At 68.7% G+C, this 16407-nt stretch carries 16 protein-coding genes; 9 read left to right on the top strand and 7 right to left on the bottom strand.

What is annotated here, in order from left to right; genetic code table 11:
* Window positions 1-539 precede the first annotated feature (539 nt).
* The 7 genes from ASG43_RS13945 (at window position 540) to ASG43_RS13975 (ending at window position 7853) form a co-directional block, all read left to right on the top strand.
* The gene (locus ASG43_RS13945; protein ID WP_056506063.1) at window positions 540-1424 is read left to right on the top strand and encodes a sugar phosphate isomerase/epimerase; all 885 of its coding nucleotides are present in this window, start codon (window positions 540-542) and stop codon (window positions 1422-1424) included.
* Between the two features lie 130 nt (window positions 1425-1554).
* Window positions 1555-2802, top strand: coding sequence for an ROK family transcriptional regulator (locus ASG43_RS13950; protein ID WP_056506713.1), 1248 nt, complete (start codon window positions 1555-1557; stop codon window positions 2800-2802).
* A 240-nt stretch (window positions 2803-3042) separates the two neighbouring features.
* On the top strand, window positions 3043-4038 hold the full coding sequence (locus tag ASG43_RS13955; protein ID WP_056506065.1) for a sugar kinase: 996 nt from the start codon (window positions 3043-3045) through the stop codon (window positions 4036-4038).
* 55 nt (window positions 4039-4093) lie between these two features.
* Window positions 4094-4858, top strand: a complete 765-nt coding sequence (locus tag ASG43_RS13960; RefSeq protein ID WP_056506068.1) for a 3-oxoacyl-ACP reductase family protein — start codon at window positions 4094-4096, stop codon at window positions 4856-4858.
* Between the two features lie 87 nt (window positions 4859-4945).
* The gene (locus tag ASG43_RS13965) at window positions 4946-5674 is read left to right on the top strand and encodes an SDR family oxidoreductase (protein WP_056506070.1); all 729 of its coding nucleotides are present in this window, start codon (window positions 4946-4948) and stop codon (window positions 5672-5674) included.
* Window positions 5675-5709: 35 nt separating this feature from the next.
* The gene (locus tag ASG43_RS13970) at window positions 5710-6483 is read left to right on the top strand and encodes an SDR family oxidoreductase (RefSeq protein ID WP_056506715.1); all 774 of its coding nucleotides are present in this window, start codon (window positions 5710-5712) and stop codon (window positions 6481-6483) included.
* An 86-nt stretch (window positions 6484-6569) separates the two neighbouring features.
* Window positions 6570-7853, top strand: a complete 1284-nt coding sequence (locus tag ASG43_RS13975) for a D-tagatose-bisphosphate aldolase, class II, non-catalytic subunit (RefSeq protein WP_056506072.1) — start codon at window positions 6570-6572, stop codon at window positions 7851-7853.
* Here ASG43_RS13975 and ASG43_RS13980 read toward each other — a convergent pair.
* Complete coding sequence (locus ASG43_RS13980; protein WP_056506075.1) at window positions 7823-8704, bottom strand: DMT family transporter; 882 nt, start codon at window positions 8702-8704, stop codon at window positions 7823-7825. The genes ASG43_RS13975 and ASG43_RS13980 overlap by 31 nt on opposite strands.
* 163 nt (window positions 8705-8867) lie before the next feature.
* Between ASG43_RS13980 and ASG43_RS13985 the strand changes: the two genes are divergently transcribed.
* Together ASG43_RS13985 and ASG43_RS13990 are read left to right on the top strand one after the other, a co-directional pair.
* Complete coding sequence (locus ASG43_RS13985) at window positions 8868-10340, top strand: PLP-dependent aminotransferase family protein (RefSeq protein WP_056506716.1); 1473 nt, start codon at window positions 8868-8870, stop codon at window positions 10338-10340.
* 125 nt (window positions 10341-10465) lie between these two features.
* Complete coding sequence (locus ASG43_RS13990; RefSeq protein ID WP_056506718.1) at window positions 10466-10882, top strand: MarR family transcriptional regulator; 417 nt, start codon at window positions 10466-10468, stop codon at window positions 10880-10882.
* Between the two features lie 99 nt (window positions 10883-10981).
* Here the strand turns inward: ASG43_RS13990 and ASG43_RS13995 are convergent, their stop codons facing one another.
* The 6 genes from ASG43_RS13995 to ASG43_RS14020 form a co-directional block, all read right to left on the bottom strand.
* Window positions 10982-11293: an antibiotic biosynthesis monooxygenase gene (locus ASG43_RS13995; protein ID WP_056506078.1), complete on the bottom strand. Its 312-nt coding sequence runs from the start codon at window positions 11291-11293 to the stop codon at window positions 10982-10984.
* A gap of 47 nt (window positions 11294-11340) precedes the next feature.
* Complete coding sequence (locus ASG43_RS23310) at window positions 11341-12855, bottom strand: amidase (RefSeq protein ID WP_056506081.1); 1515 nt, start codon at window positions 12853-12855, stop codon at window positions 11341-11343.
* Between the two features lie 123 nt (window positions 12856-12978).
* A complete protein-coding gene (locus ASG43_RS23315) occupies window positions 12979-13680 on the bottom strand; it encodes an ABC transporter ATP-binding protein (RefSeq protein WP_056506084.1) in 702 nt (233 codons plus the stop codon).
* Complete coding sequence (locus tag ASG43_RS14010; RefSeq protein ID WP_056506085.1) at window positions 13680-14408, bottom strand: ATP-binding cassette domain-containing protein; 729 nt, start codon at window positions 14406-14408, stop codon at window positions 13680-13682. Before ASG43_RS14010 ends, ASG43_RS23315 begins: the two co-directional genes overlap by 1 nt.
* Window position 14409: 1 nt before the next feature.
* Window positions 14410-15477 carry an urea ABC transporter gene (locus ASG43_RS14015; protein WP_056506088.1) on the bottom strand — a complete coding sequence of 356 codons (1068 nt, stop codon included), beginning with the start codon at window positions 15475-15477 and terminating at the stop codon, window positions 14410-14412.
* Complete coding sequence (locus ASG43_RS14020; protein WP_056506090.1) at window positions 15477-16343, bottom strand: branched-chain amino acid ABC transporter permease; 867 nt, start codon at window positions 16341-16343, stop codon at window positions 15477-15479. The genes ASG43_RS14015 and ASG43_RS14020 overlap by 1 nt, the downstream gene beginning before the upstream one ends.
* Between the last annotated feature and the right edge of the window lie 64 nt (window positions 16344-16407).

Consider the following 16407-nt stretch of genomic DNA (forward strand, 5'->3'; position numbering starts at 1 on the left):
TTCCTCCCCAAAAACCTCGATCCCACGCGGATCGCTCTCCCTGTCCGGTTTCGCGGCCCTCCCGAGGGACTGCCGACGCCTCCTCCTCCAAGGAACCCGGACCCGGCCCGTCCGCTCTCAGTCGTCAGGCCACCCGATCGTCTAACGCATCTTCCCCGGCGGTTCAAGATTTGTTGCGATATGATCCAAATAAGGTCGCGCCCTGTCCTCGCACTGCCGTAGCGTCGAAGCCGTCGCCTCGCGACGAAAATCAGCCGGTTGGGTGAAATCAGCCCGTCGAAACAGATCGTCGGACATGCAACCTGCGGGGCCCAAGCAGGGAGCGATCTCGCAAGTGCTCATTTGCATTGCGATATTCTGCTGCAATGCAAGGCAGACAGCCGATATCGCGTTTCAAATCGAATCCTTCGTTGGCGCGACGGCAGAGCTCCAAAGACTGCTGGGCGCGCGCGAGCAAGCCAGAGGCCGCAGACTTGACTTTTGCCCATGATCAGCTTTTTGTTGCAAACAACAACAATAAAAGGCGGGAGGCTTGAGCGATGCGGCGCTTGGGAATTCATTCGTTCGTCTGGACCGGAGGGGGGACGCAGGACGAACTGGAACGGGCGATGGATCGGTCCGCCGAATGCGGCTACCGGCTGATCGAGCTGGCCTATCTGAGGCCCGACAGGTTCGATCTCGACCGCCTCGCCCAGCGCTCCCGCGCGCTCGACCTCGACATCGCGGTGACGATGGGCCTGTCGCCCGACACCGACATCTCAAGCGAGGATGCCGGCGCCGTCGGCCGCGGCGAAGCGCTCCTCGCCGATGCCGTGAGGGCGGTGCGCGACGTCGGCGGCTCCAAGCTCGGCGGCATCCTCTATTCGGCCCATGGCAAATACGCCTCCCAGCCGACCGACCGCGGGAGGAAGAACGCGGTCGCGGCCATCGCCAGAACGGCCGACATCGCCAAGGCCGCCGGCGTCGATCTCGTGCTGGAGGTCGTGAACCGGTTCGAGACCAACCTTCTCAACACGACCGCGCAGGGACTGGCCTTCATCGCCGCGACCGGCTCCGACCATGTGCGGCTCCATCTCGACACGTTCCACATGAACATCGAGGAGGCCAATCCCGCCGCCGCGATCCGCCTGGCCGGCGACAAGATCGGCTACTTCCACATCGGCGAGAGCAATCGCGGCTATCTTGGCGACGGCACGATCGACTTCGACCTTATCTTCGACGCCCTTCTCGACATCGATTACGGCCGGGACATCACGTTCGAGTCCTTCTCGAGCGCCGTCGTCGACGAAGGCCTCTCCAAGGCCTGCGCGATCTGGCGGGACACCTGGACCGAGAGCATGCCGCTTGCCCGGCACGCCAGGACCTTCATCGAGATGAAGCGCGAGGAGGCCGCCCGCCGCCGCCGGACGAACGCCCGCCCCTGACGGCGGCATGTCCCGCTCGCCGATGGCCGCGCGGGCCGCGCGCGGACAACGCGACCGGGACAATGCTATAAGCCATGCCACCGTCCGGCCGCGCCTCGTGCGGCCGGATCACCTCGGAGACACCGAACCCTTGGACGATCTCGCCTCCATCGCCAGCTCGCCGCGCCGGGTGCGGCAGAGCAACGAGGTCGCCGCCCTCCGCGCGCTCCACCAGTTCGGCCGCCTCAGCCGGGCGGAACTCGCGCGCAAGCTGAAGCTGAACCGCTCCTCCTCCGGCCACATCATCGCAGGGCTCACCGCCGACGGACTCGTGCGCGAGGTCGTGCGCGAGACGCCATCCGACCAGCCGGAGCGCGCCGGCCCCGGACGGGCGGGCCGTCCCGGCATCCTCCTTCAGCTCGTGCCGGAGGCGATCTTCTTTCTCGGCGTGGAGATCGGCGTCGAGCACATCAGCGTCGTGGAACTGGACCTGGAAGCCAAGATCGTCGGCACCAGCGTCGAGCCGCTGGACGGCCCCTCCATCGGCGTGGAGGCGGCGGTCGAGCGCGCGGTGAGCCAAGCCTTCAAGGCGATCCCGAGAGAGCGATGGGACCGCTGCGAGGGCGTCGGCGTATCCGTTCCGGCCCAGATGGACAAGACGGGTCTCGTGCGGGTCGCCCCGCTGCTCGGCTGGCGCGAGATCCGACCCGCCGAGATCGTCCGCAGCGCCCTGCCGATCAAGGTTCCGGTGCTCGCCGAGAACGATGCGAACGCCTTCGCGATCGGGGCGACCTATGGCCAGGAATCCTCGATTTCGGGCGTCACGCTCTTCCTCGTCATGGAAAGCGGGGTCGGCGGCGGCATCATCGTCGACGGCACGCTCCTGCGTGGAGCCCACGGCCTTGCCGGCGAGATCGGGCATCTGCGGGGCGCCGGCGCGGACCGCGACCGCATGCTGGAGGAGATCGTCGGGCTCGAGGCCATGAAGCGCGCCTATCGCGCGGCGAGCGGCCTGCCCAAGGCGAGCTTCGAGCGCTTCGTTTCCGACGTGCGCGACCGCGTGCCGGCGGCGGTGACCGTCGCGGAAGACTGGGCGAAGGCGCTCGCCTTCGGCATCGTTCAGGCCTGCCGGATCATCGACCCCGACCGCATCGTCCTCGGCGGATCCGGCGCGGCGCTCTATCCCCTCGTCGCCACCCGCGTCGCGTCCCACATGGCGCGCTCCCAGGAGGCGAGCTTTCCGATCCCCTCCATCACCGTCTACGGCGAAGCCGCCTTCGGAGCCGCCTTCGGCGCGGCCTGCATGATGCACCAGAAGTACCTGTCCCTTGAAAGCCAACGCTACGCCGAGGAACAGCCGGACGCCCTCGCGGTCGAATCCGGTGGGCATGCCGCCTGACGTTGCCGGTATCGCGTCGCTCGCGGGCAGATGAGAGAAACCGGGGTCAATCCCGACCCGATATGTTGCGCTCTAATACAAACGAGAATACGAAGAACGCGAAAACGACGCATCGCCGTCGAGCGGGCAGGTCCCGCAAGGGCCCGGGCGGAACGACCGGCACGGGCGGCGGAACCGGAAAACCGGCCGCGAAGGGGGAGACGCCGGTGACGATCCGATCCAAGCGCCATCGGGTGCATCATGGCTAGGGGCCGGGACCTTGCTCCGGACGCCCTCGGCCCGACGATCGTGATCGGCGAGATCCTCGTCGAGATCATGGCGACGACGCGCGGGCTCGGTTTCCTCGAACCGATCCCCCTGCTCGGGCCCTATCCGAGCGGCGCGCCCGCGATCTTCATCGACCAGTGCGCGAAGGTCGGCGGCTCCGCGGGCATCGTCGCCACGGTCGGCGACGACGATTTCGGCCGCATCAACGTGGCCCGCCTTCAGGCGGACGGCTGCGATGTCTCGGCCATCCGGGTCAGTTCAGATCATCCGACGGGCAGCGCCTTCGTGCGCTATCGCGAGGACGGCTCGCGCGATTTCGTCTACAACATCGGCACGTCCGCCGCGGCCCGGATCTCGCTGACGCCGGAAGCCCAATCCCTCTTCGAGCGCGCCGGCCATCTCCACGTCATGGGCACGGCCTTCGCCATTCCCGGCGCCTTCGAGATGATCGAAGCGGCGCTGTCCGCCGTCGTGGCGCGCGGCGGCAGCGTCTCGCTCGATCCGAATCTTCGCAAGGAACTGATGGGCCAGGGCCAGACGGCGGAGCGCTTCGCGAGCCTCGTCGACCGCGCCGACCTCGTCCTGCCCTCCGGCGACGAGCTCTTCGTCGCGGCCGGTCTCGACGCCGAAGACCCAAGCGAGGCGGAGGCGGTCGCCGCGCTCTTCGCGCGCGGCGTCGGCGAGATCGCGCTGAAGCGGGGCGAGCACGGATCGACGGTCTTTCGCGCCGATGGCGCTCGCGTCGACGCCCCCGCCTTCGCCGTCGAGGAGGTGGACCCGACGGGGGCGGGCGACTGTTTCGGCGGCGCCTATGTGGCCTGCCGGCGTCTGGGGCTCGGCCCGGCCGAGGCGCTCGACTATGCCAACGCGGCCGGCGCGCGGAACGTCGCCGTGCGCGGACCCATGGAGGGCGCGGGCACCCGCGCCGAACTCGACGCCTTCATCGCCCGAACACCACGACGAAGCTGACGCCGGCCGCCGCGCGGGCGCGCTGACCGGCTCTTGAAACGAGGGAGAAACGATCATGTCACTCGGACAATTCCGGCTCGACGGGAAGGTCGCGCTGATCACCGGCGGCAATCGCGGGATCGGCCTCGCCGTCGCGGAGATCTTCGGCGAGGCCGGCGCAAAATCCGTGCTGACCGCCCGCCGCGACCACCCGGAAGGCGAGGCGCTTCTCCGCGACAAGGGCTACGAGTTCGACTTCGTCTCGGCCGACGCGACCGATCCCGAAACGCCCGAACGTCTCGTCCGGCACACGCTGGAGCGCTTCGGGCGGGTCGACATCCTCGTCAACAATGCCGGCGTCGCGCAGCACGGCGGAACGGAGGAGTTCGACGACGAGAAGCTGGAGAAGATCCTCTCCACCAACGTCACCCAGGTCTTCCGCTTCTCCCGCGCCGCCCTCCCCGCCATGCGCCGGCAAGGCGAGGGCGTCATCCTCAATGTCGGCTCCATGTCGGGCTTCGCCACCAACATTCCCCAGCACCAGGTCGCCTACAACGGCTCCAAAGCCGCGGTTCACATGATGACCAAGAGTCTGGCCAGCGAGGTCGCGGCCGAGAACATCCGCGTCAACGCGGTCGCGCCGGGCTATATCGACACCGACATGTCGCGCGGCGGCTTCACCAATCCCGACTGGGATCCGGTCTGGCGCGGCCGCACCCCGATGGGCCGCTACGGCAGCGCCGAGGAGGTCGCCAACTGCGTCCTGTTCCTCTGCTCGCCGGCCGCGAGCTACGTCACGGGATCGGTGCTTCTCATCGACGGCGGCTACACCACGCGCTGACCGGCGCCGGGTCCAGACCGCATCATCCAGTTCAGAACGAGACGGTCGCTCCGGGCGGGCGACGACACGACAAAGGGGAGAAGTGCCATGAGCCAGGAACTGTCGGGCAAGGTCGTCGCGATCACCGGCGCGGCGTCGGGAATCGGTCTCGCCTGCGCCAAGGCTTACGTCGAGGCGGGCGCGCGCGTCTTCCTCGTCGACCGGGCCGTCGACCAGCTGGAGCGCGTCTGCGGCGAACTCGGCGAGACCGCCATTCCCCTCGTCGTCGACCTTCTCGATCCCCAAAGCATCGAGACGATGATGCCGGCGATCCTCGCCAAGGCCGGACAGCTCGACGTGTTCCACGCCAATGCCGGCTCCTATGTCGGCGGCTTCCTCCTCGACAGCCATCCCGACGAGTGGGACCGGATGTTGACCTTGAACGTCAACGCCGTGTTCCGCACGGTCCACGCGGTCCTGCCGCACATGGTCGAGCGCAAGACCGGCGACGTCATCGTGACGAGCTCGGTCGCCGGTCACGAGCCGATCCAGTGGGAGCCGATCTACACAGCCTCCAAGAACGCCACCTACGCCTTCGTCCACACCGTGCGCCGGCAGTTCGCCCAGCACGGCATCCGCGTCGGCGCGGTCTCGCCGGGCCCGGTCCTCACCGCGCTGGTCCAGGACTGGCCGAAGGAGAATCTCGACAAGGCCATCGCCGCCGGCAACCTCATGGATCCGAAGGAAATCGCCGACGCCGTCATGTTCATGCTGACGCGCCCGCGCACCGTGACGATCCGCGACATCGTGATCCTGCCCGCCGGCTTCGACGTCTGAGCGCCGGCAACCGCATGCAAGACAAGGAACATCCCATGCATCTCAAACGATTCCGCGTCGACGGCGCGGTGGCGGTGATCACGGGCGGCGGGCGTGGCATCGGCCTTGCCTGCGCCGAACAGCTGGCGGAAGCCGGCGCGCGCCTCGTGCTGATCGAGCCGGACAAGGCATCCGGCGAGGCCGGCCGCGACACGCTTCTCGCCAAGGGTTTCGAAGCCGAGGCGATCGTCGGCGACGTCACCTCCTCGCAGCGCATGGCCGAGATCGCCGACGAGCTCGCCGCGCGCGGCACGCCCGCGACGATCCTCGTCAACAATGCCGGCATCGGCCAGAGCGGCATCGCGTCCGAGGAGGTCGGCGACGCCGACTGGCTGCGGATGATGGACGTCAACGTCAACGGCGTCTTCTGGTGCTCGCGCGCCTTCGGCCGGCACATGCTGGCGATGAAGCGCGGCGCGATCGTCAATCTCGGCTCCATGTCCGGCACGATCTGCAACCGGCCCCAGCCGCAGACGCCCTACAACGTCTCCAAGGCCGCCGTGCACCACATGACGCGCTCCATGGCCGCGGAATGGGCGCCGCACGGCGTTCGCGTCAACGCCGTCGCGCCGACCTACATCGAGACGCCGATGGTCAACGCCAATCCCGCCAACGCGCCGCGCATTCCGGTCTGGCTGAACGACACGCCGATGGGCCGCATGGGCCAGGCGGAGGAGGTCGCGAGCGCCGTGCTCTTCCTCGCCTCCGACGCCGCGAGCCTGATGACCGGGGCCATCGTTCCCGTCGACGGCGGCTTCACCTGCTGGTAGGCGAACGCGCCGCCGCCGCCGCAGCGACGCCGGCACCCCCGTGCGGCGTCGCTGCGGCGGCCCACCCGATTTCCGGAGCCCTGCCGATGACCCGCGCGCTTCCTCCCACGCTCCGGCGGCGCCTCGTCCGGAACGCCGCCGGCATCGCCTCGGTCTGCTCGGCCCATCCCCTCGTGATCGAAGCGGCGCTTCGGCATGGCGCGGCCGGCGGACGCGACGTGCTGATCGAGGCCACCTGCAACCAGGTGAACCAGGACGGCGGCTATACCGGCATGACGCCCGCCGGTTTTCGCGCCTTCGTCGCGGGCATCGCGGCCGATGTCGGCTTCCCCGCGGAGCGCCTGATCCTGGGTGGCGACCATCTGGGGCCGAACCCCTGGAAGCACCTTGCCGCGCACGAGGCCATGGCGAAGGCCGAGACGATGATCGAGGCCTTCGCGGCGGCAGGCTTCGTCAAGCTGCATCTTGACACGTCGATGGGCTGCGCCGGCGAACCCGCGGCTCTGGACGACGACACCACGGCGACACGCGCCGCCCGTCTCGCCGCCGCCGCGGAGCGCGCCGCGTCCGATGCCGGCGCCCCTCCCCCGATCTACGTCGTCGGCACCGAGGTGCCGGTCCCCGGCGGCGCCTTCGAGGCGCTGGATCACTTGGAGGTCACCGCGCCCGATGCCGTGCGCCGGACGCTCGACGTCCATCGCCGCGCCTTCGCGGATCTCGGCCTCGAAGCGGCCTTCGAGCGCGCCGTCGCCGTCGTGGTCCAGCCGGGCGTCGAGTTCGGCAACACCGAGGTCATCGCCTACGATCCGGAACAGGCGCGCGACCTCAGCGCCGCCCTGCCGGATCTCGGCGACATCGTCTTCGAGGCGCATTCGACCGACTATCAGACCGAGCAGGCCCTCGCCGCCCTCGTCGGCGACGGGTTCGCCATCCTGAAGGTCGGGCCCTGGCTGACCTTCGCCTTGCGCGAAGCGCTCTACGGTCTCGACCACATCGCCGCGATCCTCGATCCCGAGGAGACGGGCGAGCGCCTGCCGGAAGCCCTGGAGCGGATCATGCTCGAAGCGCCCGGCCACTGGCGGAAGTATTATCCGGGAACGCCGGCGGAGCAGCGCCTGCAGCGGCACTTCTCCTTCAGCGACCGCATCCGCTATTACTGGCCCGAGCCCGAGGCCCGCGCCGCCGTCGAACGGCTGACGACGCGCCTCGGCGATCGCGAGATCCCGCTTCCGCTGGTCAGCCAGCATCTCGGCCATCTCTACGACGGGGTGGCGGAGGGGCGCGTCCGGCCGGTGGCCCGCGAGCTTCTGATCGCGAGCGTCACCCGCGTCCTCGCCCTCTACGACCGGGCCATCGGCGCGGCGCTGTAGCGCCGGGCACCGGCGACGCAGAGGACGACGATCGCCGTCGCCGCGACCATCGACGGCGCCACGGGCTCTCCGAGAATTAGCGCCGCCAGGGCGAGGCCGAAGAAGGGCTGGAGCAGCTGCAGTTGCCCGACCCCCGCGATGCCGCCGAGCGCAAGGCCCCGATACCAGAAGACGAAGCCGACGAGCATCGAGAAGACCGAGACATAGGCGAGCCCGAGCCAGGCCGGCAGCCCGATCCTCGTCCCGGCGGCGGGCAGCGTGAGAAGCGCCACGGTCGCCATGGCCGGCAGCGCGAGGACGAGCGCCCAGGAGATCACCTGCCAGCCGCCGAGCCGGCGCGACAGGCGCGCGCCTTCGGCATAGCCGAGACCGCAGAGAAGCACCGCCGCGACCATCAGGACATCGCCCGTGAGCGACGCCGCGCCGCTCTGCGACAGGGCGAAGCCCGCGACGGACGCCGCTCCGATCGTCGAGAAGAGCCAGAAGGCCGGCCGAGGCCGCTCGCCGCCGCGCAGAACTCCGAACAAGGCGGTCGCGAGCGGCAGGAGGCCGATGAAGACGATCGAATGCGCGGCGGTGACATGCCGGAGCGCCAGCGCTGTGAGAAGCGGGAAGCCGATCACGACCCCGGCAGCCACGACCGCGAGCGGGCCGAGATCGCCGCGCGCCGGGCGCGTTTGCCGGAGGACGAGGAGCAGGGCGGCGCCGAGAAGCGCCGCGATCACGGCGCGCGCCGAGGTCAGGAAGACCGGCGAGAACCCGCCGAGGGCGACGCGCGTCGCCGGAAGCGAGCCGCTGAAGATGACGACCCCGAGGAGCCCGCTGCCCCAACCCGCTGTCGAACGTTCCATGGCCGATCTCCCTTTGCCGGGAGAGCGATAGGCCGCGATCTCTGGCAAAGACAGGCACGCTCCCATACGGTCGAGACGAACTGTAGGGCCAACGGAGACCACACGCTTGGAACGCGAGCACGATTCGGCGGTGACGGCGGCAGTCCCGCGCACCCGCGCGCTGATGGACGAGATCCGGCGACGCATGGCGGCGCGAAGCCTCAATCCCGGCGAGCGCCTGCCCTCGATCCGGGGCTTTGCCGCGGCGATGGGCGTGTCGCCGTCGACGGTGGTCGAGGCCTATGATCGTCTGGCCGCCGAGGGCCTGATACGATCCCGGCCGGGCTCCGGCTTCTTCGTGGAGGGCGCCGTTCCGCCCTTGGCTCTTTCGGAGGTGGAACCGCGGCGCGACCGCACGATCGACCCGTTCTGGGTCTCGCGCCAGTCGCTCGATGCACGGCCCGCGACGCTGCGGCCCGGCTGCGGCTGGCTGCCGGCGGACTGGATGCCGGAGGCCGCGATCCGCCGCGCCATCCGCCGGCTCGGGCGGGCCGAGCCGGGCCTTCTGGCCGATTACGGGCCGACGCGGGGATCGCTCGCGCTGCGCAGCCTGCTCGCGCGCCAGTTCGCGATGGAGGGGATCAAGGCCGGCGCCGACGAGATCCTTCTGACGGCGACCGGCACGCAGGCGCTCGACCTTCTCTGCCGCCTTCTCCTCCAGCCCGGCGACGCCGTCCTTCTCGACGATCCCGGCTACTTCAACGTCCAGGCTCTCCTGCGCGCGCACCGCGTTCGGATCGTCAGCGTCCCGCACACGCCGGCCGGCCCCGATGCCGCCCGCTTCGCCGAGATCGTCGCACGGGAGAAGCCGCGGCTCTACATCACCAATTCCGCGATCCACAATCCGACCGGCGCTTCGCTCTCTCCCCAAACGGCGCATCGTGTTCTGGTCGCGGCCGCCGCGAACGGCATCGTCATCGTCGAAGACGAGATCTTCGCGGATTTCGAACCCGATCCCTCGCCCCGCTATGCGGTTCTGGCCGGGCTCGGTCGTTGCGGCGGGGGCAGCGGGGGCGCGAGCGCCGACGTCGTTCGGATCGGCAGCTTTTCCAAGACCCTCTCGGCCTCGATCCGCTGCGGCTACATCGCCGCACGCGCGGACTGGATCGAGGGGCTGATCGATCTGCAGGTCGAGACGAATTTCGGCGGACCGAGCCCGATCGCGGCCGAACTGGTCGTCTCGACCCTGAGCGACGGAAGCTATCGCAAGCATCTTTCGGCGCTCCGCCTGCGGCTGGCCCGTCGCCGACAGGAGGTCGCGACCGCCCTGGCGGCGATCGGCATCCGGCCCTGGACGATCCCGCGCGGCGGCTTTTCCCTCTGGTGCCGCCTGCCGGACGCGCGCGACGCCGGAGAGGTCGCCACCGCCGCCTTGACGCACGACGTCGTCCTCGCGCCGGGCAACGTCTTCAGCCCCGGCCGATCGGCCGGCGACCTCATGCGCTTCAACGTCGCGCAGATGGACGACCGGGTCATGGACGTCCTGCGGCGCTGCCTCGCCGCCACACCCGTCGCCTTGGAACCCGCGGCATCGCCGTTCGATGAACCCGCCCCGTCGATCCGGCCCGATCCGATCCGCGTGGCCGGCGACGGGTAACGCGTGACGTCGGCGTGACGCTGAAGCGGCGACGCGGACCCTGGCGAAGTTTCGGGGCCGCCACGGTTCTCAAGACGGTTCCGACGCCCTACAACCATTTTCGATTTCAATTGTTCACGATGCACATGTCCGGACGACCCCTCAGCGATCACCTGTCCCATCTCCTGCTCCAGGCCAATCGCCAGATGACGCGCCGGCTGACGGCCGATGGCGTTTCCGTGGACCAGTGGCGCATCCTGAAGGTTCTGTCGGAGCGGCAAGGCGTGACCATGGGCGCCATCGCCGAAGAGTTGACGCTGAACGCCCCGACCGCGACCAAGCTGATCGACCGCATGGTCCAGGAAGCGCTGGTCTATCGCGGTCCCGATCCGCTGGACCGCCGGAAGGTCCTCGTCTTCCTCGCGGAAAAGGGCACGCGACTCCTCGTCGCGCAGAACCGGCAGGTCGACGAACAGGAAAGCTCGGTCGAGACCACCCTCGGCAACGAGGATTCCCGCAAGCTGAAGGACATGCTGGAGAGCTTCATCCGCCAGATGGGCTGATGCCGGAGCCCGCCCACGGCGCCGTTGCAGATCGTGGCGGCTCGAACGGGGCACCGCCTTTCTCGACCGCGGCCTCGCCGCTCATCGAGACCGGTCCGGTCAGCCCGGCATGCCGGTTTTGGCCGAGATCTCGTCGGCCGCCACGAGGATCACCTCGCCGTCGAGAAGCGGCTCGGCGATGGAGAAGAAGACGGCGACGGCCGCAGAACTGTTGTGCCGGTCCATCGCCGCCGCATTCGCGAACCGCTCGTAGGTCGTGAAGACGCGGGGCGAGGCGCCGTCCTGCGAGACGAAGAAATCGATCGTCTCCGGCTCGTTCGCGGCCACGTGCGCCGCCACGTCGAGTAGCGCGCGGCGCATCACCGCCTCGGCGCCCGCCTTGACGCGGATGATCGCGCTGATCGTCTTCATGCAGGCTCTCCCAAGGCATCGGCTCGACGAACTGGACGCACGGCGCTCTAGAACGTCTTCCAGTCGCCGTCGGCCTCGAAGGCGCTGGCGGCCTGATAGATCGTCGCCTCGCTCCAGTCCCGGCCGGTCAGCATCAGGCCGACCGGCAGTCCCTCGACGAGGCCGCAGGGGATCGACATCGAGGGATGGCCCGTGACGTCCATGGGCGAGGTCGAGGCGACCATCTCGAAAGCCCGCGCGACGATCTCTTCCAGCGAGGCGTCCTTCTCCGGAAGCTTCGTCGCCACGCAGGGCAATGTCGGGCAGAGCAGGAGGTCGTAGGAGGCGAAGGCCTGCTCGTAGGCGATCTTCATCCGGCGCGAGAGGTTCTGGGCCTTGCCGTAATAGCGGCCGCGATAATGGCTGATGCCCCATTGGCCGACGAGCATGGAAAGCTTCAGCGTCTTGGAAAGCTCGTCCGCCCGCTCGCGCCAAGCCGAATGCGCGTCCATCAGGCCGACATCGTAGAAGCCCTTCCAATTGAAACCCATGCCGTTGCCGAACATCATCTGCATCGTCAGGCCCTCGAGCCCGATCGGGTTCCAGACCGCGGCGGCAAGCCGGTGTTCGGGGATCGAGACCTCCTCGACGGTGGCGCCCATCGCCGCGAAGCGCGCGGCGCCCGCGCGCACCTTGTCGGCGACCGAACCCTGCATGCCGGGGATCTCGAAACCCTCCTTCAGGATGCCGATCCGGAGCCCCTCCGCGCCCTTGCCGAGCGCCTCGGTGTAAGAGGAGACCTGCGGGGCGTATTGCCGGGGATCGAGTCCGTCCGGCCCGGCGAGCACTTCCAGGAGCAGCGCGTTGTCCGCCACGGTCGCCGTCATCGGGCCGGTGTGGTCGATCGTGGATTCGATCGGCATGACGCCGGTATAGGGCACGAGGCCGTGCGTGCCCTTCATGCCGTAGATGCCGCAATAGGAGGCGGGAATGCGGATCGAGCCGCCCTGGTCGCCGCCGATCGCCATGTCCGCCTCGCCCGCCGCGACCAACGCGCCGGAGCCCGAGGAGGAGCCGCCGGCGGAATAGCCGAGCTTGTGCGGATTGTGGACCGGGCCGGGATCGGACGTGTGGCTGCCTCCCGACAGGCAGAAATGCTCGCAGACCGCCTTGCCGAGGATCGTCGCCCCGGCATCCAGCATGCGCGTGACGATGGTCGCGTCGCAGATCGGCACGAAACCCTCGAGCGTCGCCGCTCCGTTCATCATGGGGACGCCGGCGAGCGAGACATTGTCCTTGAGGACGACGGTCTTGCCGGCGAGCTTGCCCTCGGGCGCGCCCTTCACCTCGCTCTTGTAGTACCAGGCGCCGTACCGGTTCTCCTCGCCGACCGGCCGGTAGCCGGGCGTGCGGGGATAGGCGACGGGAGGCACGAAGTCCGGCAGGGCGTCGACGACGTCGTAGGCGTCGAAATTGGCCTGCATCAGCGCGAGATAATCGCCGGCCTCGGCGTCGGTCATGGTCATGCCGAGGCTGGCGGCGAGTTCGACCACCTGGTCGGCATTGGGGCGGGTGATGGGCATGCGTCCTCCTTCTCGCCGGAAGCGAGTTCGGTTCGGTGCTTCGAGGGGTGGGAGCGGCGGCCCGGAAGGGCCGCCGGGACTGGAGCGGATCGGCGGTCTTCGGAGCCGCCGAACGTCCGGAGGTCAGGCGGCGGCCATGCCGACGCGTCCGGAGAGAAGATCCTCGCGCGCGACCTCGCCGGTGATCCGGCCCTTCTGGATGCCGAGGACGCGATCGGAGAGTTGGGTGATGAAGTCGAGATTCTGCTCGACGATGATCATCGAGAGGGACCAGCGCTTCTTCAGGCCGAGCAGCGTCTCGATGATCTCCTCGATGATCGAGGGCTGGATGCCCTCCGTCGGCTCGTCGAGAAGGATGAGCTTCGGCTTGGTGCAGAGGCAGCGGGCGAGCGCCAGAAGCTGCTGCTCGCCGCCGGACAGCGCGCCGCCGCGCCGGTCGAGAAGGCGCACCAGCCGGGGAAAGTCGGCGAGCACGTCCTCGATGATGGTCGGGTCCTCGCGCGGGGCGCTGGCGAGCCCCATCCGCAGGTTCTCCTGGACCGACAGCGTCGCAAAGATCTCGCGCCCCTGCGGCACGAGGCCGAGGCCGAGACGCGACCGCTCGTGGGTGGGACGCCTAGTGATGTCGGCCCCGGAAAAGCGCACCGTCCCGGCGGTGGCCGGCAGCTGGCCCATCAGCGTCTTCATGAGCGTCGTCTTGCCCATGCCGTTATGGCCGAGAATGCCGAGATACTCGCCCTCCGCCATGTGAAAATCCACGCCGGCGAGGATCGGCACGCGCCCGTAGCTGGCCCTGAGGCCGGAGACGTCCAAGAGCGCACCCATCAGGCCGCCACCTTCTTGCCGAGATAGACGTCGCGCACGCGCGGATCGGCCAGCACGGTGCCGATGTCGTCCTCCATCATGACCCGGCCCTGGTGGAACACGGTGACCTTGCGGGCGATCATCTTGATGAACTCCATGTCGTGCTCCACGACGACGATCGCGCGCGTCAGGTTGATCTCGCGGATGATCTCGGCGGTGCGGTGGGTTTCCTCGTCGGTCATGCCGGCGGCGGGTTCGTCGAGAAGGATCAGCTCGGGATCGCCGGCGAGAACCGTGCCGATCTCCACCCATTGGCGCTGGCCGTGGCTGAGTTGGCCGACGATCGCGGACGCGCGCTGCGTCAGCCGGATCTTCTCCAGGATCTCGTCGACGACGCCCTTCACCGTGCGGGGCGTCGCCGCGCGGCGGGCGGAGAGCCAGATGTTCTCGCGCACGCTGAGGCCGTTGAAGACGTTGGGTACCTGCGTCTTGATGCCGATGCCCATCCGGGCGATCTCGTGGCTCGGCCGGCCGGCGACCGGCTGGCCGCGAAAGGCGATCGTGCCGGAGGTCGGCACGAGCTGGCCGGTCAGCATCTTGAAGAAGGTGCTCTTGCCGGCCCCGTTCGGCCCGATCAGGCAGCGCAGCTCCATTTCGCCGAGGCTGAAGGTGACGCCGTCATTGGCGACGACGCCGCCGAAGCGCATGGTGAGGTCGCGGGTTTCCAGAAGCGGGACGAGCTCGGCCATCTCACTTCGCCCCCAAGGGCCGGGCCCCGAGGCCCTGCGGGTCAGCAAGCGCCGCCGTCTTCGACCGGCTGCGCGAACCGAGGCGATGCCGGAGACCGGAAAGCCCGTCGCGCAGCGTCGGCACGATGCCCTTCGGCAGGAGAAGCACGAAGGCGACGAGAATGATCCCGAGCACTAGATTGGCGTTGAACGTCTGCTGCGAGCCGATCTGGCTGACGAGATACTGGATGAGGAAGCAGCCGAGGATCGGGCCGATGAGCGTGCCGAGCCCGCCGATCGTGATCCAGATGATGATCTCGGCCGAGAGCGAGAGCGAGAAGATCGTCGGTCCGACGAAGGCGCCCCAGTTGACGTAGAGCGCACCGGCCAGCCCCGCGATCGCGCCCCCGAGGACGAAGACGCCGAGCTTCACGAGGCGGGGATCGTAACCGAGCAGCGCGGCGCGCGTCTCGTTCTCGCGCACCGCCACCGCGACGCGGCCGAACGGGCTCGCGAGGACGAGACGCATCAGGCAATAGACCGCGATCAGCGCGCCGCCGGTCACCCACCAGGACGCCTCCGGCGAAAGGATCTGCTCGGGCTGGTAGGGCATGTTGAAGGTCGGCACGGCGGGAATGCCGTTGAACCCGCCGAGCCGCGCCGTACCGATCGTATAGGCGTCGCTCGAGGTGGAGTTCACGACGTTGAAGAGCACCAGCGTCACGGTGAGGGTGATGACGCCGAGATAGACCTCGCTGATCCGGCCGTAGAAGACGAAATAGCCGAGCGCTCCGGCAAACAGGGCGGGCACGAGCACGGCGAGGAGGATGGCGTTGGTCGAGTCGCCGAAGTTGATCGCGGCGATGGCGTAGGCATAGCCGCCGAGGCCGAAGAAGGCGGTCTGGCCGAAGGACAGGATGCCGCCGAAGCCCCAGATGAAGGCGAGGCTGAGCGAGAGCACGCCCATGGCGGCGAACAGCGTCACCTGCATCAGCGCGAAGAGGTCCATGTGGCTCGGCAGGATCGCCACGATGACGACCGCCGCGAGGACCGCGATCGACTGGAGGATGATCGTCTGCATGTCCGACATCACAGCGTGCCCTTGAAGAAGCGACCGGAAATGCCCTGCGGCAGGAGGCGGATCAGGAGGATGGCCGACAGGAAGAGGATGACCTCGCCGTAGACCGGCGTCGTGAGATAGGCGCCCATCTGATTGACGAAGCCGAAGAGGCCGGCGGCCGACAGCGTGCCCGAGACGATCGCGGCGCCTCCGCCGACCACGGTGATGAAGCTCTTGGCGACGAAGGCCGAGCCCATGACGGGCGTGATGCCCGAGACCGGCGCGAGCAGCCCGCCCGCAAGCCCGGTGACGGCCGCCCCGATGCCGAAGGTCGCCATGTAGACGCGGGCGGGATGGACGCCGAGCGTCGCGGCCATGCCGGGATTTTGCATGACGGCACGGGCGACGAGGCCGAAGCGCGTGAAGCGCATGACGCCGTAGACGAGCGCCATCATCAGGACGGCCATGGCGAGGAGGAAGATCGTATACCAGCTGGACCGGTATCCGCCGATCTCGAAGCCGCCGAGCGGCGTCGGCACACCGTTGATCGTGTTGCCGAAGATGGTCGTGACGAGGCCGATGAGAAAGAGGCTGAGGCCCCAGGTCGCCAGCATGGAATCCACGAGGCGCCCGTAGAGGAAGCGGATCAGGCATCGCTCGATGACGAGCCCGACGAGCCCGACGAAAAGCGGCGCGACGACCAGCATCGCGATCCAGATATTGACGCCGTGGTTGGCCGAGATGACCGTCGCATAGGCGCCGAGCATGACGAACTCGCCATGGGCGAGATTGATGATCTTCATCATCCCGAAGATGATCGCGAGTCCGAGGCAGAGCAGGAAGAGCGAGGCCGCGCCGTTGACGACGTCGAGCGCGAGAATGACGGCAAGATCCATGGGTGGGCCTGCTCAAGGATGGAGGACGGCGGCGCGCAGAAGGCCTGCGCGCACGGAGTTCCGA

This window comes from Aureimonas sp. Leaf454 (assembly GCF_001424685.1).
In the GTDB taxonomy this organism is placed as follows: domain Bacteria; phylum Pseudomonadota; class Alphaproteobacteria; order Rhizobiales; family Rhizobiaceae; genus Plantimonas.